Origin of the sequence: Thermococcus alcaliphilus, assembly GCF_024054535.1 — an archaeon.
GTDB lineage: Archaea > Methanobacteriota_B > Thermococci > Thermococcales > Thermococcaceae > Thermococcus_A > Thermococcus_A alcaliphilus.
Window position 1 is genome coordinate 134,603 of the sequence record NZ_JAMXLV010000016.1, and the last position, 25,334, is coordinate 159,936.

31 protein-coding genes are annotated in these 25,334 nt (G+C 47.6%); 9 read left to right on the forward strand and 22 right to left on the reverse strand.

Features of this window, described 5'->3' with window-relative positions:
• Window positions 1-8: 8 nt before the first annotated feature.
• The 6 genes from NF859_RS02480 to NF859_RS02505 all read right to left on the reverse strand — a co-directional run bounded on the left by NF859_RS02480 (window position 9) and on the right by NF859_RS02505 (window position 3,037).
• The gene (locus tag NF859_RS02480; protein ID WP_252742833.1) at window positions 9-200 is read right to left on the reverse strand and encodes a YHS domain-containing protein; all 192 of its coding nucleotides are present in this window, start codon (window positions 198-200) and stop codon (window positions 9-11) included.
• Entirely contained in the window at window positions 201-407 is a 207-nt protein-coding gene (locus NF859_RS02485) for a heavy-metal-associated domain-containing protein (protein WP_252742834.1), read from the reverse strand.
• Window positions 408-503: 96 nt separating this feature from the next.
• Complete coding sequence (locus NF859_RS10685; protein WP_087037022.1) at window positions 504-878, reverse strand: DUF302 domain-containing protein; 375 nt, start codon at window positions 876-878, stop codon at window positions 504-506.
• A 2-nt stretch (window positions 879-880) separates the two neighbouring features.
• Entirely contained in the window at window positions 881-1,273 is a 393-nt protein-coding gene (locus tag NF859_RS02495; RefSeq protein ID WP_252742899.1) for a CoA-binding protein, read from the reverse strand.
• A gap of 70 nt (window positions 1,274-1,343) precedes the next feature.
• Window positions 1,344-2,198 (reverse strand): FTR1 family iron permease, encoded by an 855-nt coding sequence (locus NF859_RS02500; RefSeq protein WP_252742835.1) that lies wholly within the window; start codon window positions 2,196-2,198, stop codon window positions 1,344-1,346.
• Between the two features lie 269 nt (window positions 2,199-2,467).
• On the reverse strand, window positions 2,468-3,037 hold the full coding sequence (locus NF859_RS02505; protein ID WP_252742836.1) for a peroxiredoxin: 570 nt from the start codon (window positions 3,035-3,037) through the stop codon (window positions 2,468-2,470).
• Between the two features lie 140 nt (window positions 3,038-3,177).
• On the opposite strand from NF859_RS02505, the gene NF859_RS02510 reads away from it, so the two are divergent.
• Window positions 3,178-3,744 carry an NADPH-dependent FMN reductase gene (locus NF859_RS02510; RefSeq protein ID WP_252742837.1) on the forward strand — a complete coding sequence of 189 codons (567 nt, stop codon included), beginning with the start codon at window positions 3,178-3,180 and terminating at the stop codon, window positions 3,742-3,744.
• Here the strand turns inward: NF859_RS02510 and NF859_RS02515 are convergent.
• Together NF859_RS02515 and NF859_RS02520 are read right to left on the reverse strand one after the other, a co-directional pair.
• Complete coding sequence (locus NF859_RS02515) at window positions 3,735-4,256, reverse strand: class I SAM-dependent methyltransferase (RefSeq protein WP_252742838.1); 522 nt, start codon at window positions 4,254-4,256, stop codon at window positions 3,735-3,737. The two genes, NF859_RS02510 and NF859_RS02515, sit on opposite strands and share 10 nt — an antisense overlap.
• Window positions 4,257-4,814, reverse strand: coding sequence for an Lrp/AsnC family transcriptional regulator (locus NF859_RS02520; RefSeq protein WP_252742839.1), 558 nt, complete (start codon window positions 4,812-4,814; stop codon window positions 4,257-4,259).
• A 92-nt stretch (window positions 4,815-4,906) separates the two neighbouring features.
• Here NF859_RS02520 and NF859_RS02525 point away from each other — a divergent pair, with 92 nt between their 5' ends.
• Together NF859_RS02525 and NF859_RS02530 are read left to right on the forward strand one after the other, a co-directional pair.
• The gene (locus NF859_RS02525; RefSeq protein WP_252742840.1) at window positions 4,907-5,104 is read left to right on the forward strand and encodes a YgaP family membrane protein; all 198 of its coding nucleotides are present in this window, start codon (window positions 4,907-4,909) and stop codon (window positions 5,102-5,104) included.
• 9 nt (window positions 5,105-5,113) lie between these two features.
• Window positions 5,114-5,776 (forward strand): cytochrome b5 domain-containing protein, encoded by a 663-nt coding sequence (locus NF859_RS02530; protein ID WP_252742841.1) that lies wholly within the window; start codon window positions 5,114-5,116, stop codon window positions 5,774-5,776.
• A 14-nt stretch (window positions 5,777-5,790) separates the two neighbouring features.
• Here NF859_RS02530 and NF859_RS02535 read toward each other — a convergent pair whose 3' ends face one another.
• The 12 genes from NF859_RS02535 to NF859_RS02590 form a co-directional block, all read right to left on the reverse strand.
• Window positions 5,791-7,629, reverse strand: coding sequence for a hypothetical protein (locus NF859_RS02535; RefSeq protein ID WP_252742842.1), 1,839 nt, complete (start codon window positions 7,627-7,629; stop codon window positions 5,791-5,793).
• Between the two features lie 139 nt (window positions 7,630-7,768).
• Window positions 7,769-8,875 (reverse strand): SufD family Fe-S cluster assembly protein, encoded by a 1,107-nt coding sequence (locus NF859_RS02540; RefSeq protein WP_252742843.1) that lies wholly within the window; start codon window positions 8,873-8,875, stop codon window positions 7,769-7,771.
• Window positions 8,875-10,302, reverse strand: coding sequence for a Fe-S cluster assembly protein SufB (sufB, locus tag NF859_RS02545; RefSeq protein ID WP_252742844.1), 1,428 nt, complete (start codon window positions 10,300-10,302; stop codon window positions 8,875-8,877). Before sufB ends, NF859_RS02540 begins: the two co-directional genes overlap by 1 nt.
• The gene (sufC, locus tag NF859_RS02550; protein WP_252742845.1) at window positions 10,299-11,024 is read right to left on the reverse strand and encodes a Fe-S cluster assembly ATPase SufC; all 726 of its coding nucleotides are present in this window, start codon (window positions 11,022-11,024) and stop codon (window positions 10,299-10,301) included. The genes sufB and sufC overlap by 4 nt, the downstream gene beginning before the upstream one ends.
• Window positions 11,025-11,152: 128 nt before the next feature.
• Window positions 11,153-11,845: an SDR family oxidoreductase gene (locus NF859_RS02555; RefSeq protein ID WP_252742846.1), complete on the reverse strand. Its 693-nt coding sequence runs from the start codon at window positions 11,843-11,845 to the stop codon at window positions 11,153-11,155.
• A gap of 70 nt (window positions 11,846-11,915) precedes the next feature.
• A complete protein-coding gene (iorB, locus tag NF859_RS02560; RefSeq protein WP_252742847.1) occupies window positions 11,916-12,518 on the reverse strand; it encodes an indolepyruvate ferredoxin oxidoreductase subunit beta in 603 nt (200 codons plus the stop codon).
• The gene (locus tag NF859_RS02565; protein ID WP_252742848.1) at window positions 12,515-14,518 is read right to left on the reverse strand and encodes a thiamine pyrophosphate-dependent enzyme; all 2,004 of its coding nucleotides are present in this window, start codon (window positions 14,516-14,518) and stop codon (window positions 12,515-12,517) included. The genes iorB and NF859_RS02565 overlap by 4 nt, the downstream gene beginning before the upstream one ends.
• Before the next feature lie 81 nt (window positions 14,519-14,599).
• On the reverse strand, window positions 14,600-15,121 hold the full coding sequence (locus tag NF859_RS02570; protein ID WP_252742849.1) for a ferritin: 522 nt from the start codon (window positions 15,119-15,121) through the stop codon (window positions 14,600-14,602).
• Between the two features lie 73 nt (window positions 15,122-15,194).
• A complete protein-coding gene (locus tag NF859_RS02575) occupies window positions 15,195-17,726 on the reverse strand; it encodes a hypothetical protein (protein ID WP_252742850.1) in 2,532 nt (843 codons plus the stop codon).
• Between the two features lie 91 nt (window positions 17,727-17,817).
• Window positions 17,818-18,909, reverse strand: coding sequence for a tRNA uracil 4-sulfurtransferase ThiI (gene thiI / locus NF859_RS02580; RefSeq protein WP_252742851.1), 1,092 nt, complete (start codon window positions 18,907-18,909; stop codon window positions 17,818-17,820).
• 1 nt (window position 18,910) lies between these two features.
• Window positions 18,911-19,867 carry a HesA/MoeB/ThiF family protein gene (locus tag NF859_RS02585; protein ID WP_252742852.1) on the reverse strand — a complete coding sequence of 319 codons (957 nt, stop codon included), beginning with the start codon at window positions 19,865-19,867 and terminating at the stop codon, window positions 18,911-18,913.
• A gap of 56 nt (window positions 19,868-19,923) precedes the next feature.
• Window positions 19,924-20,760 (reverse strand): NAD(P)-dependent oxidoreductase, encoded by an 837-nt coding sequence (locus NF859_RS02590; RefSeq protein WP_252742853.1) that lies wholly within the window; start codon window positions 20,758-20,760, stop codon window positions 19,924-19,926.
• A gap of 72 nt (window positions 20,761-20,832) precedes the next feature.
• Between NF859_RS02590 and NF859_RS02595 the strand changes: the two genes are divergently transcribed.
• The gene (locus NF859_RS02595; protein WP_252742854.1) at window positions 20,833-21,369 is read left to right on the forward strand and encodes a nitroreductase family protein; all 537 of its coding nucleotides are present in this window, start codon (window positions 20,833-20,835) and stop codon (window positions 21,367-21,369) included.
• Here the strand turns inward: NF859_RS02595 and NF859_RS02600 are convergent.
• Window positions 21,362-21,823 carry a flavodoxin family protein gene (locus NF859_RS02600; protein ID WP_252742855.1) on the reverse strand — a complete coding sequence of 154 codons (462 nt, stop codon included), beginning with the start codon at window positions 21,821-21,823 and terminating at the stop codon, window positions 21,362-21,364. The genes NF859_RS02595 and NF859_RS02600 overlap by 8 nt on opposite strands.
• Before the next feature lie 37 nt (window positions 21,824-21,860).
• The gene (gene dmpI / locus NF859_RS02605; RefSeq protein WP_252742856.1) at window positions 21,861-22,061 is read right to left on the reverse strand and encodes a 4-oxalocrotonate tautomerase DmpI; all 201 of its coding nucleotides are present in this window, start codon (window positions 22,059-22,061) and stop codon (window positions 21,861-21,863) included.
• Between the two features lie 157 nt (window positions 22,062-22,218).
• On the opposite strand from dmpI, the gene NF859_RS02610 reads away from it, so the two are divergent.
• The 5 genes from NF859_RS02610 (at window position 22,219) to NF859_RS02630 (ending at window position 25,333) form a co-directional block, all read left to right on the forward strand.
• Entirely contained in the window at window positions 22,219-22,425 is a 207-nt protein-coding gene (locus NF859_RS02610) for a hypothetical protein (RefSeq protein WP_252742857.1), read from the forward strand.
• 2 nt (window positions 22,426-22,427) lie between these two features.
• Window positions 22,428-22,757, forward strand: coding sequence for a hypothetical protein (locus NF859_RS02615; RefSeq protein ID WP_252742858.1), 330 nt, complete (start codon window positions 22,428-22,430; stop codon window positions 22,755-22,757).
• Between the two features lie 75 nt (window positions 22,758-22,832).
• The gene (locus NF859_RS02620) at window positions 22,833-24,098 is read left to right on the forward strand and encodes an urease accessory protein UreH domain-containing protein (protein WP_289846397.1); all 1,266 of its coding nucleotides are present in this window, start codon (window positions 22,833-22,835) and stop codon (window positions 24,096-24,098) included.
• Between the two features lie 12 nt (window positions 24,099-24,110).
• Window positions 24,111-24,464, forward strand: coding sequence for a DUF302 domain-containing protein (locus NF859_RS02625; protein ID WP_252742860.1), 354 nt, complete (start codon window positions 24,111-24,113; stop codon window positions 24,462-24,464).
• A gap of 56 nt (window positions 24,465-24,520) precedes the next feature.
• The gene (locus tag NF859_RS02630; RefSeq protein WP_252742861.1) at window positions 24,521-25,333 is read left to right on the forward strand and encodes a hypothetical protein; all 813 of its coding nucleotides are present in this window, start codon (window positions 24,521-24,523) and stop codon (window positions 25,331-25,333) included.
• The last annotated feature ends 1 nt before the right edge of the window (window position 25,334 follow it).

A 25,334-nucleotide genomic window follows, 5' to 3' on the forward strand; every position in this document is an offset into this window, starting at 1 on the left:
GAAAAAGATCAGTGGCAGCATCCATGTCTTTTGTGGCCATGTTCGTGTTCCATCTCTTCCCCTTTAATGTATTCTTCCGGGTTAGCTTCAAATTCGGCCTTACATTCAGGGGAGCAGAAGTAGTAAACTTTGCCATTATATACTGCTTTAAGTTCAGTTCCTTCACTAACTTCCATTCTACACACAGGATCAATGGGCATTTACTCCACCTCAACTTCGTAGCCGTATCGCTCTATTGCCCTTACAATGTCTTCAAGCCTTGTCTTTTCAGGATCGAACTCAACAACGGCAGTCTTCTTCTCAAGGCTGACCTCGCCCTTAGCTCCAACACTCTCAATTGCCTTGCTTATCCTCATAACGCAGTGCTGGCAGCTCATATTGGGTATTTTCAATATAGCTCTCATCATTTTGCTATCACCAGAATTACCTTAGAATAGAACATTTATTGCCCTTATCTTTTTCAAAGTGGGAAAAAGTAATCAAAAAAGTTTTAAAAATTGAAATTATAGGGACTCGATAATTTTGATAACCCTTTCCTCCATGGGCTTCATGAGCTTAACTACTTCTTCCCCTGCTATCTTCCATGCCACACTAGGCAAAGTAACGCCGAGGTAGTTTCCGTCCTCTCTGCGGTAGCCAAAGCCCGTGCAGGGGAGCAAAGCTCCTATGTTTGGGTCTATCTTCACAAGCTCTGCCACGAGCTCTTTGTCACATATAAATAAGAGATGATAGTCCGCGACAATGCCGTCCTCTCTTTCCACTATCGCTACAGGAATCCTTTCCCCTATGAGAAGGAAACCTTCCTCTTCAAGCCTCTTCTTGAAGCGCTCCCATAGGAAGTCAAGATCTTCCTCGAACTTTCTCACGTAATAAAACACTCTCACACCTCCAGGAACATCTTTTTGTCGCTCGTCTCGACCATTATGCACTTTTCAAAACTGTATTCCACCCCTACTTTCTCTAAAAATTCCCTTATCTCCTCACTCTCGGCTCCTGGCTGGAACCAGAGTTTTTTGAAGCCTGCTTCAACAGCCTCCTTCGCCACCTGCAAACCTACTTTAGGTGGAACTACAAAGACTATGACATCCACATCCTTTGGAAGCTCTTTGATACTTTTGTAGCACTTCACGCCTTCAATCTCATCGTAATTCGGATTCACTGGAAGGACTTCAAAGCCTTTGCTGAGGAGATCTTTCAATATTACATTCCCATACTTAGCGGGGTTTTTGCTTGCTCCAACGAGAGCTATCTTCTTGAATTCTTTCACATTCATTTTCCTCACCAAGCTTGAATTACGGTTCACCCTTTTTATACGTTTTTGGACAAAAATGGATAAAAGAGGATCATCCAGTGCTTTTTAATCTGGAATTCCTTGGAGCTAAGGAAGGTTCTTTGCCATATGCCCTTAAGACAAGATAGAGAGCCACTATAAGGTAGCCGAACTGGACTATCACTCTTCCCCACTCCATCTTCACTGAGTAGCCGAAGAGCACCGCAAAGATTGAACCAATAGCTCCCTTGTGGTGGAATATACTGTCCTCTGATATGCCGAGATTGTAAGCTGGTTCTTCAATGAATCCTAAACTCATCCCTTCCTCTTCTCCCCATTCAATAAGCTCGTGGGTTCCGTAGCCGGCTAATCCAGCGGCAACAAACACGAGCAATATTGAGCTGTAATAGAAGAACGTCCTCAGGTTTATTCTCATTCCCACCCCATAGATTAGGTATGCCAAAACCAGAGCGCTGATAACACCACCCATGAGTCCTACTAAAGTTCCTCCCAAGTCCTGGGTGGCGAAAGGCGTAAGGAAGAGCACCGTCTCAAGACCCTCCCTGAAAACCACTATGAAGGTGAATCCTATTAAAGCGAAGGGGTTTATGGCCCTACTTACCTTGCTTTCTATTTCGGCTTTGATGTTCCTTCCTTTGGTGGCCATCCAGTAAATCATGCTCGTTAGCACTATGACAGCCAGGTAAGAGGCAACTCCTTCAAAGAGCTCCTTCTCCTCAAGGCCTCCATAGAGTGCAAGGATTGCAGCTCCTAAAACTACACTGGCAAGTGCTGATAATCCAACTCCTGTCCATACGTCTTTGATCTGCTTTTCCCTACCAGTACGTTTAAGGTAGGCAATTATAATAGCAACAATTATCGCAGCCTCCAATACCTCCCTAAATGTGATTAGGAACTGCCCTATCATTTTTTCACCTCCAATTTTAGACCAACCTAAAATAATTTTGTCGGCTTATTATTTTTACCCTTTCAGAATTGAAATTTCGAAATAGCAAAGTTAAATGCACCCATCCACAAGAAAATTACCATTTTTATAAACCAGTTTACTTCTAATATCGAACTGTAATTTTATGACATTCGACATAATTCCACAACTTTGAGAAGCATGGCTTAATGGGCTTAGCAATATGAAAAATTTCCAGAATAATATTTAACAAAAAATAATAGAACAAGGGTTTAGATCTTTCCAACTAGCTCAAGGCTAACTTTTAAAGTTTCCTTGCCTGGCTCCCAGCTCGCCGGACAGACTTCTCCTGGGTGTTCTCTTACATATTTGGAAGCTTTGAGCCTTCTAAGTATCTCCTTGGCACTTCTCCCTATGCTGTTGTCGTGAATGTCCATGCTGACAACTTTTCCATCCGGATCTATTATGAAAGTGGCCCTCCATGAGACCCCCTCATCCTCTATGTAAGTCCCAAAAAGCCTGCATATCTTCCCCGCAGGATCAGCTAGCATTGGATAGCGCACCTTTTTGATTGCAGGGGAATGATCGTGCCAAGCTTTGTGAACGTAAGCTGTATCAGTAGATACGCTAATTATTTCAGCACCTTCCTTCTTGAACTCCTCGTAATACTCAGCGAGCTCTTCAAGCTCCGTTGGGCAGACAAATGTAAAGTCCGCTGGATAAAAGGCTAAAACAACCCATTTGCCTCTGTAGTCCGAAATCTTGAGCTTTCCTATTTCGTCTTTCTCCGGGAAGTAGGCATCGGCCTCAAAATCGGAAATCACTTCTCCAACCCTCACCATTTGGTTCACCTCACGATTAATTAGGTAACCCTAATTTAAAAAGGTTGTCCTAACAAAGTGTGAAGTTTTGAACTTCGAAGCTTTTCACTTCGAAAGGATAAACTTAAAGCCCCAAAGCAGAAATTCCACACGGTGGTAGCATGAAGCTCAAAGTTATTCTCGGAACGGCAAGGAAAGGAAGACGAAGCGAGAAAGTTGCCCGATATTTGACAAGAAAGGCCAAAGAACTTGGCTGGGATGCCGAGCTTATAGACGTGAAGGACTACTTCTTCTGTTATACCCACCGCTGGAATGTAACACCGGAAATGGAACGCTATAGGGCAAAAATCCTTGAGGCTGATGCTCTCGTGATAGTTGCTCCCGAATACAACGGGAGCTACCCAGGAGAGCTTAAGATACTCCTCGACACAATATTTGACGAGTACGAGAGCTTACCTGTTGGAATAGTCACCGTATCGTCAGTTACAGGTGGAGTAAGACTTCTCCAAGAGCTTAGATTAGCGGCAGTAAATTACAAAATGCTTCCCATCGGGCAAGTTCTGTTTTACAATGTCGATGACCTCTTTGAAGACGATGAGCTGAAGGACAAAAAATACGAAGAGAGAGTAGATAGACTCCTCAAGACGCTTGAGAAGTACGCGAAGGCTCTAAGACCAATAAGAGAGGAAGTTAGAAAGAAGCTGACGAGGGATGAAACTCACCTCTGACTAATTCCAAGCAGGCAGTAGTGGTAGGGATAGAGGCTAAATGCCTCCACGCTGAAGTGTTCTTCCATCATTTTCCTCGCCTCTTCCTCGCTTATTCTCTCATACAAGGGCGGCCCGCGCGGAGTGGGAATTTTCTTCCAGTCGAGCAGGAGGACGTAGTCAGACCTTTTAGCCGCTTCCCTAAGGAACCTCTCCGGCTCTGGAAGCTCGTGGAGGACGTTGGATAGGAGTATCAGGTCGGCGCGGACTTCGGGAAGTCTATCTCCAAGGATTAGCTTTACGTTCGTTATTTCCTCTTCCTCAAGCCTCTCCTTAAGGTACTCCAGCCTCTCCGCGTTTATATCGACAGCATAGACCTCCCTAAAGAGCTTCGCCAGCGGAAGCGTAAAGTACCCCGTTCCGGCTCCAAAATCTACGAGAATGCCTTTTTTGGGAATCCTCTCCCTTATAAGCTCCACCAGAGGTTCAACCGGCTGGATTCTCTTCCTAAATTCGTCATGGAGGTAGTGCATTCACTCACCCCCAAAGCCCTTGAAGTAGACCGTGGCGGGACAGCCGTGGCACTTCTTGCCGTAGAGGTAGCAGTCCTTACACACCTTTCCGCATGGGGCCACTTCTCTAACGGGGTCGAGCTTGAAGTCCACGAACTCAGGATAGGCTGGAGAGGAGCCGAGGGAGACGTCCATCTCTCTCACTTCTTCCAGAGGGCGTATCGTGTTCTCTATAGTGGCCTCAAGGGCGGAGTAGTTCTCGGCAACAAGGGCCAGGTTGAGGTTGTACTTTCCGGTGGTTGCTGCCACAAAGACCGTTCTGGGACACCTCGCGAAGACATCGGCGAGCCTCTCTGCCTCGTCCATGCTCCTCACGCGGAGGTTCACCACGGCGGAGACGAAGCCCCTCTTCCTTATGTTGAGGAGGGCCTGAACCTTTATCTCCCCCTTTCTCTCAAGCCGCTCAAGCCTCTCCCTGGCGGAGGGGTGGCTTATCCCGAGCTCCCTCGCTATGGTTGAGATTTTCGTCCTGCCGTCCTCCCTGAGGATACGGTATATCTTTAGGTCGCGCTCGTCCATGAGATCACCTTCATTTTGAAGGCTCTATCCTAAAATTTCTTGGGAAATGAATATAAGTCTTTTGAATTCATGAAAAAATTGAGGTGATGTCCATGGAGAGGAACGAGGGCAAGATGGACAGGCTTTTGAGGATAGTGCTCGGAATAGTCCTGATAGCGCTCTGGGCTCTGAGGGACTTCAGGTACGAGCTCGTCGTGCTCCTTATCGGCCTGATAGCACTCATAACGGGCCTCACGGGATTCTGTGCAATTTATAAACTCCTCGGCATAAGTACCTGCAAAGAGTGCTGAGGTGAGAGAGTGAAAAACACCGTTAAAGTGCTCATAGCGTCAGGGGAACTGCTCATACTGGCCAGCCTCGTCATGATGGCAACTGGATTAGCCATGGGAAACCCATCTTCGAACCTGGGAAGCCTTTTGGACTACTCCACGGCAAGAAGGGTTCACGCGCTGACGGCGTACCTCTTCATACCCCTCCTCTACGTCCACGTGACAGCTGGATTAGCTATTGCGCTCAAAAGGCTTGAGGCATTGAAGAGCGAAAAAACTCAAAAGACCGTCTTAGGGGCGTGGACGGCCGTAGTTGCAGTGGTATTGCTCCTGGCGCTCGTTCCCGGAGGCTCTTCGTCACTTTCAAGCTCGGTTTCAGCATCTAACAGCACTTCCGTGGGGCTAACCCTCGAGGAGGTGGCAAAGCACAGCACGGAGAACGACTGCTGGGTCGTGATAGGAAACGACGTATACAACGTTACCTCGCTCATAGACACCCACAGCGGCGGCAGGGAGGAGATAATAGCCTATTGCGGGACCAATGCCACTGAAGTTTTCTTCTCCAAGCACGACCAGAGCGCCTACGAGGTTCTGCAGAGCTACTACGTTGGGAGCATTGGAAACTCATCGCAGGGTTCATTTGAGACAGGGGCTAAAGGAGACAGAGAAAAGGAAGAAAGAGAGGATGACTAATGCCCTTTACTTTTTCAGCGTTCGCTCGCCTGTTCTGCGTTTGAGAGCTTCCCTTCTTGGGTTCCGCTTATGGGAAGTGAGACCACACCAACCTGGCCGTCTTCGATGAACGCTGTCGTCCTAATTCCTACCGTCCCGTCGGTGTTCAGAACCTTGAAGGCGATTACCTTGATTTCTTTGCCAGTCTGGGGGTTCCTGCCGGTGTAGACTTCGAGGAATACCCTGTCGAGGTAGTCCGCTGCGAGTCTTGTCATGCTTGGGGCTATGGATGCAAACCTCGGCTCGACCTCTCCGAGCTCCGCGCCATCTGCTCTGGTTCCCGGATCTCCGATTATCACGGTGGTTCTGTCCTTCGCGTCGGTTATGGCGTAGACCATGACCTCCGAGCTAACGTTTTTTGCCTTCTCCAGCTGGATGGGAATGAAAGGCCCATTTCCAAAGGTGATGTTGACTACCCTCGCATTTGGAAGCTCTCCGAAGGACTTCTCGCCGAACTTGTCCATGAATATCCCGTCGAGGAGGGGGCTTATTGTGCACGAGCACAGCTCACTTTGGGTCTGCATCGAGGCCTTCAACGAAGAGCCCGTTATGGCGCTCTGGAATGCATCAAGGACCCTCTTCGCATCTTTTGTCTCGGAGTGAGTTCCTCCTATGATCATGTTCAGGTTGACCAGCTGTTCAGCCAGCTGTTTAAGGTCGGCCTTCATTGAAAGTGCCGTAATCGTGTACTGGCCAGGCATGAGATAGAGGTCCTCCATCGGGGTGGGGTCGTAGGGGCCGGTGTCGCTATCGGTCGGCTCAAAGACGAATGGCGCTATCTGGGCGTTCAAATTGCATATCGCCTGGTCTATGTCAAGGGGTTCGTCCTGGACGTCCAGGAACTCAAGGTAGTTGTTGTCCGGAGGTAAGAGTCTGTAGCAAAAGCCGTCGTCAGATATTCCAAGGAGAGTCGTGTTAATGGGAGGAACCGTGTAAACTCCGCTTTCGTCTGGGGCTATCTGCATAACTGTCTCGCCCGTGTTGGGATCCACCATCTTTAGAACTCCGAAGCCCCCAGCTGCGGCCTTTATCTTCATGCCGTTCTTGGCGTAGAGCTTTATTGAAAGATAGACCTGTCCTGCCCCAACGGTTCTTCCACCCTCGCGGATAGCCACTAAAGCGCTTCCAGTGCCGACGTGGTATATCTCAAGGCCCTCCATCTGGTAGCCTTTAACCGCCATCATCTTCTCTACCATAGCCTCGCGGCCCAGCTTTGATATCTCACCGTTCGAGATGTAGAAAAACTCGCCACGCATGTTGTAGAAGTCCGTTATCGGCTCTCCGTTGCTGGCGTTCTCCCAGTAGGAAGTCTCAACTGCACCCACTCCCACGAGCGACCTCATATTTAGAGCCTCGTAGTACTTTAACTCCGCCAAGTTCTGGAGGATGTAAACCCTCTTCTCAACGTCGCTCTCGTTGGCGGCCATCTCCGCGAGAACCTTCGCTGATTTCTCCCAGTTCTGGATTTCGGGGCTTTCAAGCTCAAGGCCGAGCTTTTCAAGCTTTTCCTTTGTATTGGCTATCTCTTTGTCGTAGAGCTCGATTAACCCATCAAGCTTCTCCTCATCGGCCTCCCAGCTGGGCTGGGGGATAGTTTCTGCTGGAGCACTAGTTGTGGTCTCTTTTGGAGTTGTAGTAGTAGGGTTAGTTGTTTCCGTTTGAGTTTTTGTCTCGGTTTCGGTTTTTGTTACCGTCTCCTCAGGTCTGCTGACAGTTTCCGTACTAACACTTTGGTTTATGCATCCAGAGATGAACGCTCCAAGCAACACTACACTCAAAAGCAGGGCAAAGCCTGCAAATTTTTTCGTTTTCATTTTTAAAACCTTCTTTCAGTCACGAAAAGGCAAAAATCAAAAGAAGCAAATTCTGTCTAGTGACTTATAATAAGAGTTACTTGTAAGGGTATATAACAGTTGTGCTTTACAAGGAAGAAAAAAGTAAACAAAATTGTACTCACAAAAGCTCTTCAATGAGGGTCATTATGTTGCTTCTGGCCTTTGCCTTTAACCTCTCTAGGTGATCACTTAAAGCCTCCCCAATGCCGTGCACAAAAAGGCTCAAGGCTTCTTCCCTGCTCAATCCACGGGAGCGTAGGTAAAATAGGGCATCTTCATCAAACTGGGCAACGCTCGACGAATGCGACGCCGTCTCTATCTCTCCGGTGTCCACCTCAAGCATCGGCACGCTAACGCCTAATGATCCCTCATCCATGATGACCACGTGGGAGCTGACTTCACTCGAAGAGTTCTTAGCCTTTTCAAAAACTTTTGCTACACCTCTGTGCACTACCCATCCATTCTTGTAGGAATAACCGTTTACCCGTGTTTCACTTTTACTTTTCTCTCCATATTGAAGAACATTAGTTAGGTAATCAACGGCTGAGCCTATCCCTATGGGAATTCCCCTTAAGATGAGTTCGCTTCCAACTCCTTCAAGGGAGTAGTCTTCTCTGTGGTGGCTCATTTTTCCTCCCTTGACTATAGTGAACGCTCTAACCTTTGATCTCTCGCCAAGCGTAGCTCTGAGAAGGTAGTGGGACAAAGCTTTGTGATTCCCAACGGTCAAGATCTCAGCTTCAGCATTTTTAAGCCTAAGTTCAACCACAAAGGATTTTGTTCCTTTTTCAGAGAGGTCGTAGATTATTATCGGCACATTGGTGTTTTCTACTTCAATACTGAGGTGATGGCTTATGAAAGCATTTTCAGAGAGGTGGGAAACTATTACAAGCGGTTCAAGCAAGTTTTTGGTTATCTTAAGCCGGTAAGCTTTCTTAAGGGCATAAAAATGGAAGCCCAGAATTCTCGACTCTTCTGGCTGAGAAAGACCTAGGGTTCCCTCCTCAAGCTCAACTCCTGGGGGAAGATCAGAGCTTGTCTCGCTTCCAGAAAACACAACGTGTCCGCTAACCGGCACTTCGCTGGCTTTTGCTTCCGTAGGGAGCTTTAGCGGAGAGTTTTCCTCGAACAGCTTCCATTTGGTGTAACTCCTTATCGTAGGGCTATCTCCGTACTTCTGATAGGTGAGCTTTTCAAGCGCTTCTGCAGTTATTGTAAGTGACATCATCCAACACCTCCCACTTCGCTGAACTCAAGCTCTATAACCTTCTTGAGAACTTCAACGTATTCAAAGGGAAGTCCCTCAAGAATTTCGCTTATAAAACCAAGCACTATGAGGCTTTTAGCTTCTTCTTCCTTTATGCCCCTCGCGTTGAGGTAGAAGAGCTTATCTTCACTGAGCTTTCCAGTCGTTGCCTCATGAATTATGCTTGCCGAAGGCTCATCGTTCTGGTTGTGTGGATAAGTGTAGGCCCTGCTTTCTTCATCAAGAATGAGAGAATCACATGAAACTGTAGCAGTTGAGTTCTTTGCTCCCTTGGCTATCCTAACGAGACCACGATAAATGTTTATTCCCCCGTTGGCACTTATGCTCTTGGAAATTATCTTTGAACTTGTATTTTTGCCCACGTGAAAGCTCTTAGCCCCAGTATCCTTTAGGAAAGGTCCGTTGCTGAGTGAGACTACGTATTGAGCAGTCCTGGCGTTGTCCCCTTTTAGAACACTTGACGGATATGTGTAGGTTATTCTGCTCCCTATGCTTCCCTCAATCCACTCGACGTAGGCGTTTTCCTCGATTATCGCCCTTTTGTTGTTGAAGTTGATGACGTTCCTGCTCCAGTTCTGTATGGTTGTGAACTTGACGGTTGCTCCCTTGTGGGCGTATATCTCGACCATGCCGTCGTGGAAGGAGAAGCCCTTGTACATCGGTGCTGAACAGCCCTCTATGAAGTGGACGTAGCTCCCCTCATCCGCTATGAGGAGAGTGTGCTCGAACTGCCCCTCTAAGGCCGAGCCTATGACGAAGAAGGCCTCTATCGGGAAAGGCACTCTAACCCCCTTGGGGATGTAGACGAAGGCACCTCCACTCCAGAGCGCATGATGAAGGGCTGAGAACTTGTGCTCACCCGGTGGAAAGACCCTTCCGAAATACTTCTTGACCAAATCGGGGTATTTTTTCACGGCCTCCTCCATTGGAACCATTATTATGCCCTTCTTCTCAAACTCATCTTTGAGCTGAGAATAAACGCTCTCGCTATCAAAGACGGCTGTTAAGCCAGAAAGAAACTTCTTTTCTATTTCCGGAATGTTAAGTTTCTCAAAAGTTTTTCTAATGTTCTCTGGCAAATCATCCCAGTCCCTTACCTCCTTCTGTAGCTCCGGTTTGGTGTAAAGAATAAGGTTGTCCAGATCGAGTTCCTCAATACCAACAACCCATTTGGGCATCGGGAGTCTTTCAAAAAGTTCTAAAGCCCTCAACCTATGCCTAAGCATCCATTCTGGTTCTTTCTTTATTCTTGAAAGTTCCTCAACGGTGTCTCGGCTTATCTTTCCTTTCAGTTCTATTTCCTTAGGATAGGGGACAGCGGTACCGAGTATTTCCTCAAGGGAGCCAGCCTTTAAAATTTCTTCAAGCTTGGAATATTCGCTCATAACGCCTTCACCGCCGCAAAACCCTTCTCCTCTATCATCTTTACCAGCTCAACTCCCCCAGATGCAACTATTTTTCCTTCCTTAATAACGTGAACCCTGCTGGGCTTAAGGTGCTCGAGGATTCTACCGTAGTGGGTTATCAAGAGAATCGACGTGCCTTCTTCGTGAAGTTTGTTTATAACATTGGCTATCATTTTTAGAGAATCCACATCAACCCCGCTGTCGGGCTCGTCCAAGATAAGAAGCTTTGGCTTCACAAGGTATGCCTGGAGCATTTCAAGTTTCTTTCTCTCGCCTCCAGAAAATCCGACGTTCAAGAACCTTGCAAGTATTGACTCATCCAACCCGAGCTCTTGAACAGCATTAAATATGAGCTCATAAGCCTGTATCTCATCAAACCCCTTGAGGTTCTTCAAAACTCTCTGCAAAAACTGGATAACCTTGACACCTTCAACCTCCACTGGATGCTGAAAGCTTAGAAAAATCCCCTTTTTGACCCTTTCCTCGGGAGGCATGTTGGTTATGTCTTCTCCTTCAAAGAGTATTTTGCCGTCTACTACTTGGTATTTTGGATGACCTGCTATGGTCAAAGCTAGAGTGGATTTCCCACTTCCATTAGGCCCCATTACAACATGAAGTTCTCCATCATCAACGGTGAGGGAGATACCCTTTAAAATTTCCTTATCTTCCACTTTAACTCTCAGGTTATCCACTTTCAACATGACCATCACCGTCCATTATCGGTACAGTTTTGTGTAAGAGAAAATGCTTTTAAAAGTTTTCTACACAAAAGTGAGTAATGAAAGCAGAATAACAAAAGAGAAAAGTTTAAAAATTTCAGCCCTTTTGCTTAAAATTCCGGTCTCTGATAGACGGAGCGGAGCATGAGTTCCTCAACTCTAACATCCGGTGGGAGCTTCAACACACAGCGTAGGGCCTCGGCAACCTCTTCCGGCTTGAGAAAGCCATGTTCCTTTGGCTTTCCGGGTTTGCTTCCAGCGAAGTGAGTATCCACCGCTCCCGGCCTCAGCTCAAGGAAGCGAATCTCGGGGTTCTCCATCTGAAAAGTCCGGACTAAAGCTCTCGCTGCCCACTTTGTGGCTACATAGGGCCCTCCGCCCGGGAAGACCCTTGCCGAAACGTCCGAAGTTACCGCCACGACGGTCCCTTTTCTCTTCCTCAGGCTCGGAAGAAATGTCTTAATCGTCCTCCAGAGGCCGAGAGTGTTCACCTGGAGCATCCTCTCAAAGTCCTCGTCCCTTATCTCTTCAAGCCTGCCGAAGTAGCCAATGCCTGCGTTCGCAACGACCAGGTCAACTTCCCCAAAGCGTTGGAGAACCCTACTGGCAAAATCATCAACGCTCTCCGGCCTTGAGACGTCGAGGTAATGGTAGAATACTTCTGTCTCCAGGCTCTCAGCGAGCTTCTCCAGCTCCTCAACATTCCTAGCACCCAGGGCAAGCGAGTAGCCTTCCTCAGCAAGTATTTCCGCTATCGCCCTGCCTATTCCCCTCGACGCACCTGTAACAACTGCTACCTTCACAAAAACCACCTTTCATATTCCTCCAGCAGGGTTTAAAAGAACATTGGAACATTAAAGGGAAAAGAAAAAATCAAAGGAGCTCCTTCATTGCCCCATAGCCGAGTTCGAAGGCCTTTACGTTGGCCTCCACAGCTTTCTCAGGTACACTTGCCTTCACGGCCTCAAGCATTGTCTCCTTGTCTATTGGGAAGTCTGGAAGGGCCGTTAGGGCACCAACGAGGACGACGTTCTGAGCGAGGGCCGTTCCTGCTTCTTCAGCCAGGTTGAGGGCGTCTATCTCGTAGAGCTTAGCTCCAGCCCTCTTAATGTTCTCAATTATCTCATCGTAGGTCACGTACTTGTCTATCTTGCCCTTCACGAAGTTTTCTGTCTCGTAGGGGTGGTGGATGAGGCGCGTGTTGGTTATCACAACTCCTCCGGGCTTGAGGAAGTAAATGTACCTTAAAGCCTCCATCGGCTCAAGGGCGAGGATTACATCCGCTTCACCGTAGGGAATGAGCGGCGAGAGGCCTTCATCGATGCGCTGGTGGACTATAACGGAACCGCTTCTCTGGGAGAGGCCGTGGAGCTCCCCGCTCACCACGTGAATTCCCTTCCTCGCGCACGCTTCCCCGACTATGTTGGACATGAGCACTATACCCTGACCGCCGACGCCGCAGTAGATAACGTTCATTGTCCTCCCCTCCTGAGCATTATCTGCTCCAGCTCGCGGTAATCCTCTATCGTCACGTAGGGCTTGTCCTCACCGCCGTAAAGGGTTGCCGTCGAGTGGATAGCGTTATGTGGACACAGCTGAGCGCAGACGCCACAGCCGACGCAGACCTCTGGAAGGATCTTCGCCTTCAGGTCGGTCTCGTCTATAACTATCGCCGGACAGCCGAAGTCTCTTATGCAGTTGTAGGCCCTCTCGCAGGCGTCCTTGTCAACGAAGTAGGGGACTATCTTTCCTCCAGCACGTCTGTATTCGCGGAAGTGGTAGAGGGCGCAGTCTCCCCTCGATATGACCACGGAGAGGCCGTCGTACTTCAAAGCTTCTCTAAGCTTGCCTATGTTCTTCCTCGCCTGGAATGAGTCTATTACCACGATCTTCTCGACGCCTAATCCACGGAGCACGCTCTCTATGTCTATGCGCTTCTCGTAGGGGTTCACCTTCTTGGGGCTTCCCGGATGAGCCTGCTGGCCGGTCATAGCCGTCACAGCGTTGTCAAGGATTATTAGCGTCATCTTGGAGTTGTTCCTGATGGCGTTGACTATTCCGGGCAGAGCGGCGTGGAAGAAGGTCGAATCGCCTACAAGCGCCACTACCCTCTCCTGGGCGGAATGCTGGACGCCGTGGGCTATTCCGAGGGAAGCCCCCATCGCCAGGAGAGAATCACTCCAGCCGATGTGCTCAAGGGCCAGCATCGAGTAGCAGCCGATATCGTTTGCTAAGTAGTAGTTCTCTATGTTACCCATCGCCCTCCTCAGGGCCCAGAAAGTAGCTCTGTGAGGACAGCCTGCGCAGAAGGTGGGCATCCTCGGCGGGGCGAGCTTTGCAAGCTCCCACATCCTCTTAAAGTGCCCCTCATAGTCGAAGGGGAGCTCCTTTCCGAGAACCTCAGCGAGAACCTTGATGACAATGGGAACGTTGTACTCGAGCATCTCAAGGAAGTGGCCGCTCTTCTTGCCGATTATCTCGATGTCTGGGTTTCTTTCCTTCGCTATTTGCCTCACGAAGCCCTCTATGTATGGGAATAGCTCTTCAACCACTATCACCTTCTCAAGGCCCTCCATGAAATCCCCAATGAGCTTCTCTGGGATCGGGTTGAGGACTCCGAGCTTGAGGATGTATGCTTCTCCCTCGAGCTTCTGAAGGCTCTCAAGGACGTAGGAGTAGGCAACTCCGGAGGTGATGATGCCGATTCCCTTTGCCTCTTCGGGCTTTACCTCCTTCACCTCCTTTCCGTCGAAGTATTCAACCCGGTTCAAAGCTAAAAACTCCGGGTCTTCCTTCATCTTCGCTATCTTTTCCAGAAGCTCAGCCTTGAACTTCCTCGCGAGCGAACCCACGGTCGCGTAGCTCCTCCGGTTCTCCTTCCACGAGAGCTTATCGAAGGGCGTCCTCTCAAGCTTTCCGACCTTTACGAGGCCGCTCTGGTGGTTCACCCTCGTCGTTGTCCTCACCAAAACAACGCTCCCGTACTTCTCGCTCAGCTCGAAGGCCTTCTTTACCATCTCGTAGGCTTCCTGCGGGTTGGATGGTTCAAGCATCGGAAGGTATGCCGTATAGCCGAACCACCTGCCGTCCTGCTCCGACTGGGAGGAGTGCGCATAAGGGTCGTCCGCTATAACCACAACGAGCCCGCCCTTAACGCCGGTGTATGCGAGCGAGTAGAGGGTGTCTGAGGCTACATTCCCTCCAACGCTCTTCATTGACGTGAATCCTCTGAGACCGACGAAAGCGGCTCCGGCAGCTGTTTCAAGGGCTACCTTCTCATTGGCCGCTATTTCCACAACAAGGTCGTTGCGGTAGCGGGAAACCCTGTCGAAGGTGTCGAGAATTTCTGTTTGGGGAGAACCTGGATAAAAAGCCGCAACTTTCACATCGGCCTCCAATGCTGCCCTTACAATAGCCTCATTAGCCAGCATATACCCCGTGTGGGGCTCCTCTTTGAGAACCTCTTTCAGGGACATAGGAACACCAAAATAATTTAGACTTCAAACTATAAAGGTCTTTCTTAGAACAAAAATGAGTAAAAAGGGGCAAAAATGAAATCACTCACCCTGCAGCAAAAGGGATGGAAGCTTTGGAGTTCTTGCGGCTAATTCCCTATCAAGCATAAACACGATCTGTGGGCTGTCCTTGGCGAACTTTAGCTTATCCAGTATTTTCTTTACACTTGCCTCTTCCTCAACCTGCTCGTTAATAAACCACTCCAAGAATGCCCTCGTTGAGTAATCTTTTTCCTCCTCAGCCAAAGCTGCCAGTTCGTTTATACATTTGCTTATGAACTTCTCATGCTCATAAGCAGCTTCAAAAGCCTCTGTTGGACTCTCCCACTCCTTTGGAGGTTGCGGAATCTCAGTAAGCTCAACTCTCCCATTTCTGTCGTATATGTAGTTGTAAAATCTCAATGCATGCCCTATTTCTTCCTCAGCCTGAGCTTTCATCCAGCTGGCAAAACCCTCAAGGTTCAAATCGTCAAAATATGCCGCCATAGCAAAGTACAGATAGGCAGAATAAAGCTCTCTGTTTAGCTGTTCATTCAGAGCCTTAAGCATTTTTTCACTCAACATGCCTACCACCACTACTTTTTTGGACTTTAGAATATTTTAAGATATTGGTTTGAATTCATTTCTCCTCTACACACTATTCTTTATTTTCCAGACACTTGACGAATGCATCCCACACCTTGAAAGGCCCGGTAACGCAAGTCATATAACAGTTGCAGTCAAACTTGACATCTGCACATTCGAGTATAGTGCATATGTTGGCCGGGTCTTGGGGATCTATACCGTCAAGGGGGGCCAAACACGGGTGCAAATCACCCCATCCCGACTGGGGAAGACTTTTCCGGATGTCACTTGCATAAGAGTTTATTGAAGCCCCAGTTACAACGGCATTGGTCTCAGGCATTGGAGGCCATGGAATGATGCATTGATATCTTTCTATGACATCCCATATCAGATGGAAGTAGTAAGCAAAAACCACAGCAGGTCCAAAGTTTTTACTTTCAAGGCAGCACAACCTACAGGTTTCACCTTCCACAACGCCAACCATAGAGGCTTTAAGTTTGCACAGTTCACACTCCTCTGGAGTAGTATAAGTCTTCAAGCTCATGGGTCCTAAAGGATAAGTATTGGCATGCATTGTGTTAAGTGTTATCTCACCAAAACTTGCAGAAAAACTGTTGTAACCAGGCCCATTTCTTAGGATGGCATTAACTCCGGGGAAGAAAGGCACCGTTAAGTTCCTGTCCTCTGCCATTGCAACCATAAGAGATGTCGTTGAATTACCCGATCTGAGGAGAACCTCATGAATACCATAATCAAGTGGAATATTAAGTCTCCCTCTCTTATCGGTCCTTCCGATTTCTTCGCCATCTACTAATACAGTTATGTTAGCACCATAAAAGCCCGGAGGCATAACCACAACGATAGAAAGAGTTAGGGGTTTTTCTTCTAAGACAGCTTCTCTTGGTTTTGGTACTGCAAAGTACCCTGCTATTAAGATGAGCCCCATGAGTAGCAAAACCAACCCTCGCTTATCTTTCTTCATGTAGAAGGCAATTCCTCCAGCTCCAGTTGTAACACCGAGAACCACGAGAAGAACAGCCCAGTTAAAAGTACTAGGTTTAGGTTCTGAGGTTTCAGTTGAGGAATAACTTCTATTCTCTACAAAGAAGGAGAAGTAACCATCCGAGTCTGTCCAGACTGTTCTCCCCGAGATGTTCACAGATGCTCCAGGCACGTTTATTTTTCCATAAATAATCGTCCCATTTTTTACTCTAAGGGACTTTTTCCAGAGGAGTTTTGGCTTTAAATCACTTATGATCACTGTTTGATTCATGTAAACGTCCTCGCCGTCAAAGTAGACCGCTGTGATGTTGTACTCACCGGCCAGGAAAGTTGCGTTCCACTCCACCTCCTCCCCCCACCTCGCGAGCTTTCCGTTTATGTAGATGAAAACCGGCCCCGGGAAGCACTCCCTCGGCGTCACCCACGCCCTTAAGGTTCCACTCTCGTAGAGGAGGTGAACCTTTGGCCTCAGCTCTTCGAGGAGTATTAGCTTTCCATCTGAACCAACATAACCCCCACCGAAGTCGTGCGTGAAGGCGATTGCATAGAAGGTAGTGTAGCCCTCGGGATAGTCCCTTTTCTCCACCTTTTCAAGCGTGGGCTCTATCTCTACCTCACCGCGCCTGACTTCCAGGGTCTTGGTGGGCCCTCCGAGGGGGATAACCTCCGCTCTCCCGGCCTCCTTTTTGAGAACGGCCTCTCCAGTCCAAGTGACGTTCCTCGGGTTAAAGAGCACCAGATCCCAGTCCGAGTTCATCAGGAGAACGTAGTTTCCAAAGAGCTTAACGTGAAGGGGACGGCCTATAATCTTGAGGAAGTGGAAAGTAGCGTTTTGGGGCTCGAACATCGCAACGCCCGCCATCTCGCCCTCCATTATTGCCGCATAAATTGTGAGGTTCCCATCAACGGTTATCCCATCTGGAACGAGAGTCGAATAGTTCTCGGGAAAGCGCCATAGGTAGAACGTCCCGTTCTCAGGGAAGAGCACTCCAATACCACCCTTGGGCTCATTTTTAAACTCAACGGTGAAGTAAACCCTGTCGAGAACTGGAAAGACGTCGTAGGCTTTGAAGGTCTCATTGGGGAGGCGATAAAAGACCATGGTGCCGTTTTTAACTATTCCAACTCCACCGGTCCTGTTGAGCATGCCGGCAAAGTACGCGGTATCTCTTTTGGCATAGACGTGGATGAACTGCAAGCCGGGGTATTCCCAAGCGTAGAGAGTGTTGTTGGCCGGATTTAATGCCAGAGCCGGCCCCCAGTCAGCAGCCATATAAACTTTATCTCCAACCGAAAGGCCGTTGAGGAGGTAAGGTTGCTCCCAGTATATGAAGTGGGTTTCATTGGTCTTGAGCCACACCCTTTCTCCGTAGGTGCTGAAGTAAAGCCCATCGGGGAAGAGCCTGGGATGGAGTATTATTCCCCCAACGTCCCATACAAATATTTTTCCAGAGGATGCAAATGGTAGTATTAACAAAAAGAGGAACACAGCACACAAAGATTTTTTAGAGCTCGGGAACTTCATTAAATAAGGCAAGGAAGAGTCCCCTAAACCCATCCACAATTCCTCCTTTTGAAGTTTGGCTAAATGTTTATACAACATAAAACGATATAAAGTTTGCTTTCTCAAAAAGAATGTTTTGAAAAGCAAACTTCTATCATAAATCAAGAAATACTATTCCTTTGTAAACTTCTCAGATTATGCCCTCCTTTCTAAGCTCTTCCCTTATTCTTTCAAACTCTTCCAGTTTTCCCTGTGTAACTACCCTCTCGGGTCTGAAGGGACAGTCGCAGTAAGGATACTCAAGAAAAGCTTCATAGGTACCTATCTTCCTTGCTATCGCCACTATCTCCTCCTTGTCAAATCCCAAGAGAGGTCTATGGACTGGAAAATCCACACTCATGGTTTCAAAGTAAAGATTCGTTAGGGTTTGAGAGGCTACTTGTCCTAAAGAATCCCCCGTTACTATCCCAAGGGCACCCCGTTCTTTTGCTATCTCAGCTGCTCGTCTGAGCATAGCGACCTTGCATACTACACATGTCCATTCTCTGCGGTTGAGCTTATTCAAGGTAAAAACGTAGGGCTTAAGGATCTCAAAGTGGTTCTCCACGATCAGCTCTATTGGCTCGGGGGAGTAGTCGTTGAGGATCTCCACGACCCTCTCTACGACTTTTTTCGCGTTTTTTCCTTGGTCAAAGTGAACCGCTGTTATCTCAGCCCCTCTTTTTAGCATTAAGAATGCCGCCACTGGAGAATCTATCCCTCCGCTTAAGAGGACAACAACTTTTCCCTGCGTGCCAACGGGTAATCCACCAACGCCTCTAATCTTCTCAAAGAACACGTAGGCTTTACCATCTATTATCTCAATGCCTACGGTAAGTTCCGGGTTCTCGAGATCTACTTTCCATCCAAATTCCTTGACAATAAACGCTCCTATTTCTTTATTAACCTCCATAGATGTCTTCAAAAAAGTCTTATCCAGTCTTTGAGTTTCAACTTTAAAGCTCCTTGGATTAAACTGTCTAAGGGCCTCCTTGAGATATACAGGAACATCATCGTAGTCCATAGCTCTAGCAGGAGATACAGACACCACCCCAGGGACTTTGGCTATTATCTCCGCTGCTTCGTCCGGGGCATCAACGAGAATCCTTCCCCTTATTACCCTCACTTTTCCAATTATGCCTTTCCTCCTTAGAGCCTTCTGGATATTCTCGGCTAATTTTCTCTCAAACTCCCTTCTTTTTCTACCTTTTATTGCTATCTCTCCGTATCTTACGAGTATCACGTCAACCACCCAAATATCTCGCAAAGAGATTTTTTGCTTCTCTCTCCTCTTCAGCTCCCCTAATTACCATCCTCCCGCTTTTGAAAATCAATATCTCATAATCCTCATCTTCAAATTGAATGAATTGGGGAGTTTTTAGATATTCAATACCAAGCTTTTCGAGCTGTTTTCCAAGTTCTTCAAAGTTAACATCCATTCTTTCTGGAGGCGTTACTTGAATTGAGCCATCGCAAAGTCTTTCTATTTTTATGCGTTTTTCCAGAAATGTGAACTCCCTTCTTACACATGCAGGACAATCTTCCCTCCTAGGTACTTCAACTTTCTCAAAGTCCAGAGTTTTTGTATCAAAGAATATGAGTTCGCTTTTAACTTCTTCTCCCAACAAAATCTTCGCTGCAATACTAACGGCTATTGAAGCCGCTAGGGGTGGAACATAACTCATAATACCGGCTATTGCACAGGTGGGCATGGGTCTAGATGGCAACTTTGGCATAAAACATCTGAAGCATGCTGTTTTACCCGGAATTATCGGCATTATGTTTCCATAAGTAGATAAGACCCCCACATATATCCAAGGCTTACCGTTTTTTACTGCATAGTCGTTTATAACCTGCCTTGTGTAAATATTGTCCGTTCCATCTATTATCAGATCAGCTTCGTCAAGAAGAGCAACTGTTGAGGGGTTCAAATCCTCAAAGTAACCTTTAACTCCAAACTTCTCCTTTAGCACATCCACTTTTGGCTTTCCTATGTCCTCCTTCGTGTATATTGTCCTAGGGAGGTCGCTTTCGTCTACAAAATCCCTGTCTATGACGATTATCTCTCCAATTCCAAGTTTATGGAGGAAGTAAACTTCCCAACTCCCAAGGGCACCAGCCCCAACGACTGCCACCTTACTCTCGCTCAGCTTCCTCTGCCCTTCAATGCCTATGATAGGAAAGTGTCTCGAAAAGTCCATGCTACCTCACCGAAAAAAGTATGAAAGATGGTTTATGAATTTAATCCTTTTCAAAATTAAAGCTCCCGGAGGAGTTTATAAACCACCGAAAAATCAAGCTCCTCCATGCCCCTTTCAAAGGCGATCCTGTAGAGCTCCCTCACGGTAGCGTTGAGCGGGACTGCTTTCCTCGATGCCAGGGCCAGGTCGTAAGCGTAGGAGAGGTCTTTAACGAGGTTCTTCGCGGAGAAGTGCGTCGAATAATCATCGCCCAAGAGCTTTGCCTTCTTCGCCTTCAGCACCACCGAGTTGCCTGCGCCGTTCTCAAGCACCTCTATAAGCTCTTCCTTCGGGATTCCAGCGTTTTCACCTAAAGCTACTGCCTCACCGAGCGCCGCCATGAAGGCTCCAAGCACAAAGTTGTTTATCAGCTTGAGCTTCGTGGCCTTTCCAGGCTCCTCAAAGTGGAATATCTTCTTCCCGAGCTTCTCAAGGTAGGGACGGACTTTTTCAAAGGCCTCCCTCTCTCCGCTCACGAGGATCGTCAGTTGACCGTTTCTCGCCGGAACGACGCTCCCGATGACGGGGCTCTCAAGGTAGAAGGCTCCCACATTTCTGTACATCTCGTGGAACTCTAAGACCTTCTCGTGGTGGTTCGTGGTGGTGTCCACTACTATCTTCCCGCTGAGGTCTGCCTTTAAAAGCCTCTCCGAGACCTGCCTCACCGCTTCGCTGTCGTAGAGCGAGAGGAAGATCACGTCACACCTCTCGGCCACTTCCTCCGGAGTTCTTGCGACGTTCTTGAAACCTTTGGCCTTCTCCCTTGTCCTGTTCCAGACGAGGAGCTCGTACTCCTCTGATAACCTCTCCGCCATGGCCCTACCTATATGACCCAAGCCAATCCATCCGATCATAGACAATCACCTAAAGGGATTATTTTTCAAAATTCTTATAATCGTTATGTCAGAAATCTTAACGGTGGTGGGATGGAGTTCTTTGAAGTGCTCAAAAAGAGGCGGAGCATAAGGCGCTTTCAGGATAAACCTGTACCTAGAGAGCTTATAGAAAAGTTCCTTGAGGCTGCTTTCCTTTCGCCGAGCTCCTACAACAAGAGGCCGTGGCATTTTGTAGTTGTTGACGATAAAGAGAAGCTTGAGGCACTCTCAAGGGCTAAACTGGGAGCATCAGGTCTCAAAACGGCGCCGGTGGCGATAGTCGTTGCCGCCGATAAAAGCAGGAGCGACGTCTGGATCGAGGACGCTAGTATAGCGGCCGAGCACATCCATCTCGCCTCCTATGCTTTAGGTTTAGCTTCCTTCTGGGTGCAGATAAGGAACAGGACGCACAACGAGACCAAAACAGCAGAAGAGTACGTGAGGGAGCTTCTGGGAATTCCAGAAAACTACCGCGTGCTTTGCATAATTGGGGTGGGCTATCCAGCAGAGAACAAGCCGCCCCACGGCGATGAAGTCTTTGAATGGGAAAAGGTCAGCCACAACGAATTTGGAAAGAGGTTTAAATAGCCATCAGGGCCTTAAGCTCTTCCTTTAGCTTCTCTATTCCTTTTTCAAGCTCCTTCTTCACCAGGGTCTTTTTAAGGAGCGCCTTATCACCGTAGAGCTCCTTCATCTGGTCGAGGCACTTTCCGGAGTTGCCGAGGCACGTGGCAAAGAAAGCCGCCGCTTTGATTTTCCCCCTGTTCTGCAGAAGGTACGTCCTGATCGCGGGGGTTACTCTTCTATTCCATGTGGGGCTTCCGATTATGACGAGGTCATACTCCGAGGGATCTTTCGTAAACTCTATCTCCGTTGTCTTTTCCCTCGTGGCGTCGTAGCCAGCCCTTAGAATGCCAAGGATGCCTTTGCGGGACTTTTTGTCTATAACCTCATCGATGTCAGCACCAAGGGCCTCTGCGAGCTCTTGAGCCACTCTCTTAGTGGTCCCGCTCCGGGAGTAAAAGACGACGAGTGATTTCATGCCCTTCACCCTTTTAAACCAAAAAAGACCGGCACTCTTACTTTGTCCCCCTTCTCTTCGCGATGATATCCGAAAGGAGCTCCCCATCGACGCCAACGTTTTCCGTTTCGTTCTCGTGGATTATGACACTGACGTGGTGCACCTTGTAGACCTCTCTTATCACCTCGGTTATCCTCCTTACGAGCTCCCTCTTGGTCTCCACATCTGCCTTCGGGCCTTCAATTATTATCGTAGGCATGGGATCACCAGAATTATTTTTCATTGATTTGCCTTAAAAAGCTCTCGGGGCGGTCTTGTTTGTGGTGAGAATGTCAAGTCTTCCCAGGAGAATCTTTCCATTTTGGAAAGGATAAGAGCCATAAGTCTGCTTCATTAAGCACAGATTGGTGATGGTAATGGAAGCTAAAGTGTGCAAGTTCTGTGCCGGGGAGAGGCTCAATGATGTTGTGAAGCTCCTTGAGGAGAAGGGCTACAGCGTGAGTGTCGAGGAGTGCATAGGGCTCTGCGCAAAATATGAATGCGGAAACATAAACGTCATAGCGGGAGAGAAGGAGATATCCGTTGGGAGCTTTGAGGAGTTCATTAAAGCTTTGGAGGGCTGAAAATGGTGAAGGCCTTAGTGATAATCTCAAGCGATGACGAGAGAGCTTTACCTGGCTTTATGTGGGCAACCAATGCAATAAAACACAAATGGGTCGAGGACGTTGAGGTTATACTCTTCGGCCCGATAGAGAAGGCAGTAGCAGATGGAGACGAGCGCTTCATTCCATGGATTGAGAAGCTTAAAGAGCTTGGAAAGCTTCCAGTAGCATGTAAGAGAATCGCGGAGCTTGAGAGGTTTGAGGTTTCCCTGCAAAAATATACCAAAGTAGAGTATGTAGGAAAGATCATAGCAGAGCATTTAGAAAAAGGCTACATTCCGATGACCTTTTAATGAAAAATCCTTCAAGAAAAGCCTTTTAATTCATTTTTCCACATTTCTTGAGGTGAAAACGTGAGAAAGCCCACTATGCTCCTGATTGCACTTGTCATCTTCACAAGCTTGGTGAGCGCGAGTAGTGTAACTTATGGGAATTTGGAGTTTTACACAATCTCAAGCGAAAAAGAGCTTGAGAACTTACTTTCAGCTCATGAAGGAGAATACTTCTTCATCTTTTATCATTCAGAGACTTGTCCAGCCTGTAATTATATGAAAACCAATGTTTTCCCGACACAAAAGGCAAAGGAAGTCTTGAGGGGCATAAATTTGGTCTCAATCGATGTGTATAAGGGGAGAGCACTAACAAACCTCCAATACAAGGTTTACGGGAAAGTTCTCGTCATCCAGCCGGACAACGTGGGCTACTACACCCCAAAAGAAAATGGTGAGCTAATAAACGTCGGCGTGCCCGGGACACCAACCATGGTAATATTCAAAGTTGAAAATGGAGAGAAGATTCTGAAAGGTGTGGCCGTTGGGGCATTAAATCCCGAAGGTTTGGAATTTTTTGTGCAGAACAGCATTGGAGATGCGACGAATAGCGAGAGGTCAAGCGAAGAATCACAAGGGAAAGATGAAACCTCTTCCACAGGCAATTTATCTTTAGCAGTCCTCCTACCCATCTTCTCAGCTGGAATTCTAAGCGTGTTTTCGCCCTGTGTTCTCCCTCTTATAGCGGGAACCTTTTCACTCCTCTTTGCAAAGAGGAAGGTTGAAGTTGTCATAGCGGGTCTTGTTGTGTCTTTTTCCCTGCTTGGGGCCTTAGCAGGTAGCTTGGGTTCTTATATCGCTCAGGTTAGGGGGGCTCTCTATCTTGTAGGGGGCCTCGGTTTCATTCTGGTTGGAGCGTCCCTAGTAAGTAATACCGTTAACCAAAAACTGCTCAAATTCATTCCCTCTCCTTCAGAGAGAATTTCATCGAAGAACGGTTATGTTTACGACTTTCTATTGGGTTCTGCACTTGGAGCCACTTGGATTGGATGCATAGCACCGTATGTTGGGTTTGCTGTTATTACAGCTGCATTAAGCGGAAGCGTCTTAAAGGGAATAATGGTCATGGGCATCTACGGTCTGGGAATGGGGCTTACAATCTATTTGATCCTTAGCTCGAAAGATCTTGCCGATTGGATAAACAAAAAGTTCCTATCGAACAGACTAAGCCTAACCAAGGAGAAGAAAGCTAAGTGGGAGAAAATTCTGGGAGTTGTGATAATTCTCTTCGGAGTTCTAATGCTCACCGAACTAACTCCCCTCAAGCTCTGGAGTGCTCTATTTGAAAAGCTTGCAAAACTTTAGGGAGGTGGTCAAATGTTTAGGTATAGAAGAAAGGTCGAAATGTCTCTAAAGGAGGCCGAAGAAAAGTTGAAGGCAAAGCTTGAGGAGAAGGGATACAAGGTCGTGCTTGAATTTACGCCGAGTGAGGTCGTTAAGGCAAAGCTTGGAGTTGAGATGGAGCCATATAGAATCCTCTACGTCTGCAATCCGAAGAAGTTCTATGAGATGACAAAAGTTGAATACGAGGTTGGATCCTTTGCTCCCTGTCCAGTGCTGCTCTACGAGAAAGAAGGAAGCGTATACGTTGCCATAAACACTGCAGATGACATAGTTGAGATCATCAAGGAGCCGCTTGAGGACGTTAAGTCCGTTATAGACTCTCTTTAACCTCTTTTCCACAATTTTAATAAGGTTAAGATGCAAAATTTAATGAGGTGATTTTCATGCAAAGAGCTCTTGTGACTTTAACTCCAACTGAAAGCAAGCGTTTGATTGCCAAAGCCGTTGTCGCTATGGAAGAAGTACAAAACGCCCTCAAGAATGGTTTTGTATACATAGCAACTGGAACAACAGCCGCTTACATTGCAGAGGAAATTCTCGGCGAGAAAATTGAAAAAGAAAAATGGACCGTGGGGACAATAAGCAAGGGAAGAACGTGCGTTACCCCAAAGGCTACGTGGCCAAAGCACCTCGTCCTCTACAAGGGAAAGCCCTTTGACGACCCACTTGAAGCCCTGAAAGAGATGGGGCCCGAGGATGTTTTCATCAAAGGGGGAAACGCTATAGACGTTAATTGGAATGTTGCGGTTTTTGCAGCCGCTCCAGACGGGGGAACAATCGGCAGAACTTTTGGATGGACAATAACCAAGGGAGTATTAACCATAACCCCAATCAGCCTCGAGAAGTTCACTCCAACGCCTGTGGAAGTAAGCGCAAAGCTGACGGGAATAAAATCCTTTGACTGGGGAACAGGGCTATACTCCGCTTTGGTACCTATTCCCCACGCAATCCCTATAACCGAAGTTGAAGCCTACGAAATACTTGCCAATGTTGATGCAATCCCAATAGCCGCTGGCGGCGCTGGAGGAGCGGAAGGAAGTGTAACGCTCGTCCTTGAAGGGGACGATGAAGACATGGAGAAGGCAAAAGAAATAACGAAAGCAGTTAAAGGTGAGCCCCCATTAAAGCCATACACAGAGGACTGCTCCATCTGTCCTTTTGCAAAGATCTGCGGAATTGGCACTGGAGCTTTCTGAT

Coding starts and splice junctions, on each gene's coding strand:
- NF859_RS02480 (WP_252742833.1), bottom strand. CDS start 200: ATGCCCATTGATCCTGTGTGTAGAATGGAAGTTAGTGAAGGAACTGAA.
- NF859_RS02485 (WP_252742834.1), bottom strand. CDS start 407: ATGATGAGAGCTATATTGAAAATACCCAATATGAGCTGCCAGCACTGC.
- NF859_RS02495 (WP_252742899.1), bottom strand. CDS start 1,273: ATGAATGTGAAAGAATTCAAGAAGATAGCTCTCGTTGGAGCAAGCAAA.
- NF859_RS02500 (WP_252742835.1), bottom strand. CDS start 2,198: ATGATAGGGCAGTTCCTAATCACATTTAGGGAGGTATTGGAGGCTGCG.
- NF859_RS02505 (WP_252742836.1), bottom strand. CDS start 3,037: ATGGTGAGGGTTGGAGAAGTGATTTCCGATTTTGAGGCCGATGCCTAC.
- NF859_RS02510 (WP_252742837.1), top strand. CDS start 3,178: ATGAAGCTCAAAGTTATTCTCGGAACGGCAAGGAAAGGAAGACGAAGC.
- NF859_RS02515 (WP_252742838.1), bottom strand. CDS start 4,256: ATGCACTACCTCCATGACGAATTTAGGAAGAGAATCCAGCCGGTTGAA.
- NF859_RS02520 (WP_252742839.1), bottom strand. CDS start 4,814: ATGGACGAGCGCGACCTAAAGATATACCGTATCCTCAGGGAGGACGGC.
- NF859_RS02525 (WP_252742840.1), top strand. CDS start 4,907: ATGGAGAGGAACGAGGGCAAGATGGACAGGCTTTTGAGGATAGTGCTC.
- NF859_RS02535 (WP_252742842.1), bottom strand. CDS start 7,629: ATGAAAACGAAAAAATTTGCAGGCTTTGCCCTGCTTTTGAGTGTAGTG.
- NF859_RS02540 (WP_252742843.1), bottom strand. CDS start 8,875: ATGTCACTTACAATAACTGCAGAAGCGCTTGAAAAGCTCACCTATCAG.
- sufB (WP_252742844.1), bottom strand. CDS start 10,302: ATGAGCGAATATTCCAAGCTTGAAGAAATTTTAAAGGCTGGCTCCCTT.
- sufC (WP_252742845.1), bottom strand. CDS start 11,024: ATGTTGAAAGTGGATAACCTGAGAGTTAAAGTGGAAGATAAGGAAATT.
- iorB (WP_252742847.1), bottom strand. CDS start 12,518: ATGAACGTTATCTACTGCGGCGTCGGCGGTCAGGGTATAGTGCTCATG.
- NF859_RS02565 (WP_252742848.1), bottom strand. CDS start 14,518: ATGTCCCTGAAAGAGGTTCTCAAAGAGGAGCCCCACACGGGGTATATG.
- NF859_RS02570 (WP_252742849.1), bottom strand. CDS start 15,121: ATGTTGAGTGAAAAAATGCTTAAGGCTCTGAATGAACAGCTAAACAGA.
- NF859_RS02575 (WP_252742850.1), bottom strand. CDS start 17,726: ATGTTGTATAAACATTTAGCCAAACTTCAAAAGGAGGAATTGTGGATG.
- NF859_RS02585 (WP_252742852.1), bottom strand. CDS start 19,867: ATGGACTTTTCGAGACACTTTCCTATCATAGGCATTGAAGGGCAGAGG.
- NF859_RS02590 (WP_252742853.1), bottom strand. CDS start 20,760: ATGATCGGATGGATTGGCTTGGGTCATATAGGTAGGGCCATGGCGGAG.
- NF859_RS02595 (WP_252742854.1), top strand. CDS start 20,833: ATGGAGTTCTTTGAAGTGCTCAAAAAGAGGCGGAGCATAAGGCGCTTT.
- NF859_RS02600 (WP_252742855.1), bottom strand. CDS start 21,823: ATGAAATCACTCGTCGTCTTTTACTCCCGGAGCGGGACCACTAAGAGA.
- dmpI (WP_252742856.1), bottom strand. CDS start 22,061: ATGCCTACGATAATAATTGAAGGCCCGAAGGCAGATGTGGAGACCAAG.
- NF859_RS02610 (WP_252742857.1), top strand. CDS start 22,219: ATGGAAGCTAAAGTGTGCAAGTTCTGTGCCGGGGAGAGGCTCAATGAT.
- NF859_RS02615 (WP_252742858.1), top strand. CDS start 22,428: ATGGTGAAGGCCTTAGTGATAATCTCAAGCGATGACGAGAGAGCTTTA.
- NF859_RS02620 (WP_289846397.1), top strand. CDS start 22,833: ATGCTCCTGATTGCACTTGTCATCTTCACAAGCTTGGTGAGCGCGAGT.
- NF859_RS02625 (WP_252742860.1), top strand. CDS start 24,111: ATGTTTAGGTATAGAAGAAAGGTCGAAATGTCTCTAAAGGAGGCCGAA.
- NF859_RS02630 (WP_252742861.1), top strand. CDS start 24,521: ATGCAAAGAGCTCTTGTGACTTTAACTCCAACTGAAAGCAAGCGTTTG.